The sequence below is a fragment of the Anaerostipes sp. genome (assembly GCF_018381315.1).
GTDB lineage: Bacteria > Bacillota > Clostridia > Lachnospirales > Lachnospiraceae > Anaerostipes.
Genome location: NZ_JAGZSD010000043.1, coordinates 1 through 2568, shown reverse-complemented (window position 1 = coordinate 2568; position 2568 = coordinate 1). Strand labels below are relative to the sequence as shown.

Below are 2568 nucleotides of genomic sequence, written 5' to 3'. Positions count from 1 at the left end.
AAGTCGAAGTTGTTTGCAAGGATAGCATCAGAGGTTTTTGTGGGAAATGGGATTCGAGTATACTTATATGATAGTCTAATGCCCACTCCATGTCTGTCATTTGCCGTGAGACAGTTGAAATGTGCGGCAGGTATTATGATAACAGCTTCTCACAACCCGGCAAAATATAATGGTTATAAAGTATATGGTCCGGATGGATGCCAAATCACTACTGAGGTGGCATCTGACATTTTGGATGAGATTGAAGCAACCGATATATTTGAGGGAATATGCAGGGCAAACTTTGATGAATCAATCGTAGTAGGGAGTATCAATTATATTTTGCCTGAAATTGTAACCGGATTTATAGAGGCAGTAAAAAGTCAAAGTGTACTGGGGCCAAATGATGTAGTGGACAAGGATGTGGCTATTGTGTATTCGCCGTTGAATGGTACAGGACTAAAGCCAGTGCTGCGAACGCTGAACGAAAGTGGTTTCACCAATATAACAGTAGTGAAAGAGCAGGAACTGCCAGATGGGAATTTTCCTACTTGTCCGTATCCAAATCCAGAAATTCAGGATGCCATGTCCTTGGGGATTGAGTATGCAAGGAAATGTAATGCGGACCTTCTGCTTGCAACAGATCCGGATTGTGACCGGGTGGGTGTTGCAGTAAAAGATGCGAATGGTAAGTATGTACTTTTGAGCGGGAATGAGACAGGAATGTTGTTGCTGGATTATATTTGCAGCAGGAGAAAAACTATTGGAACTATGCCGGAGAAACCGATATTTTTCAAGACAATTGTGACAATTGATATGGCAGAAAGGATTGCAGAACATTATGGCGTAAGCACAAAAAACGTTTTAACTGGATTCAAATATATCGGTGAACAGATTGGCTTACTGGAATCAAAGGGACAAGAAGAACGATATATCTTTGGCTTTGAGGAGAGTTATGGATATTTAAGCGGTTCCTATGTAAGAGACAAGGATGCAGTGGGAGGAGTGTTTTTAATCTGCGAGATGTTTGCATATTATAAATCCAAAGGGATAGACCTTTGGGAAAAAATGCAGGAATTATACAGGACATATGGATATTGTTTGAATACATTGCATTCTTTTGAATTTGAAGGAGTGACTGGATTTCAACGAATGCAGGAAATAATGGCGCTAATGAGAAAAGGTATAGACACTTTGGCGGGTAAAAGGGTATTGGAGTGCTTAGATTATTCGAAAGGTCTGAATGGATTACCGAAATCTGATGTGTTAAGATTTCTATTGGAGGATCATTGCACGATTGTGGTACGGCCATCAGGTACGGAGTCTAAGATGAAAATATATATGTCGATAAGTGCTAGAGATATGGGAGAGGCTGCAACAATAGAAAAACTGATGAAGGAGAGTATAAGACGATTCTTATAAGTAGAATTCTGTCAAGTGACAGTGAGTGAATATAATAAAAAAAGAAAAGTATGAGGTTTAGGGTTAGAAATAATACTATTTAAGACAAGAACCGAATGATACTGTGATAAAATAGTTCCAGCCTTTTGTGAGGTTGGGTAACTCGCTATCTAATATAGCATTAGATACATGTACTGGACTGCTAAACGTCTAGTTCGTCTATCTGCCTATTCGCAGTTGGGCGTATGATAAGTTACAATCGGTGTTACTGGATGAGCGGCTAAACTAATGCGACTATCTATACGATGGTACAATAACTGTAGGTATACGGAGTAAACCTCTACTGATACTTAGTAAGCGCCAAGTGTTAGGGTATCCCAACACATCTACCCTGGCACCAACATGTGATGTCAGGGTTGCGAGCGTTTTACTCTGATTTTTTGTTACATTCTATCCTGGCTTTTTCACTCCACGGTGCGAGATCTTGAAATTCTGCATCGGTAGTATCTTTGCCTGGGCGGCTGTCGAGCAGGTATTGCAGATAGTTGTATGGGTGCAGCCCATGTGCTTTCGCCATCTCTATCATGGTATAAACTGCCATACTCGCATTCGCACCATCCTGGCTGTCGCTGAACAGCCAGTTCTTGCGGCCTAAGGTTAGCGGTCTGATTGAATTCCCCGATGGATTATTGCTCAGACTGCAGCGTCCGTCTTCGAGATATGTCATCAGCGTGTCTTTTCGATTTCGGATATAAGTCACTGCCCGATCCATGCGGCTTCCTTTTTCTGGGTGCTGTGCATCCAGCCAGCGTATGAAACCTTCCACGATCGGCTTCTGATCCTTCTGGCGGCGTTTGTAAACCTGCATATAAGATAGTTCCTTTTCCTTATAGCTGCGTTCATACTCAAACAGCTTGTTACAATACAGAACGCCTTGAACTGCTGGATGGCTGTAGTCCTTATCATGGCCGGTTGGAATGGCTTCAATCAGATATCTCCGGATATGTGCGTAACAACAGCATCTCCGGACATTTTTCAGCTTGTTATAACCACTGTAACCATCAGCCATGACATACGTTCCATCCGCGGTTCCTTTCAGGAAGTCCGCCGCATGTTCTCCGGCACGCGTCTCTGAATAATGGTACAGGACGATGGGCGGCAGCCTGTCTTCTCCGGAACGCATCAGCC

The 2568-nt window shown here is 42.7% G+C and carries 2 protein-coding genes; one reads left to right on the top strand and one right to left on the bottom strand.

The window, feature by feature from the left end; all coding sequences use genetic code 11:
• The coding region (locus KH180_RS16525) for a phospho-sugar mutase (protein ID WP_290762445.1) at positions 1–1401 on the top strand (1401 nt) is incomplete at its 5' end.
• 406 nt (positions 1402–1807) lie between these two features.
• Here KH180_RS16525 and tnpC read toward each other — a convergent pair.
• A partial coding sequence (tnpC, locus tag KH180_RS16520) for an IS66 family transposase (RefSeq protein WP_290762442.1) occupies positions 1808–2568 on the bottom strand: 761 nt, incomplete at its 5' end.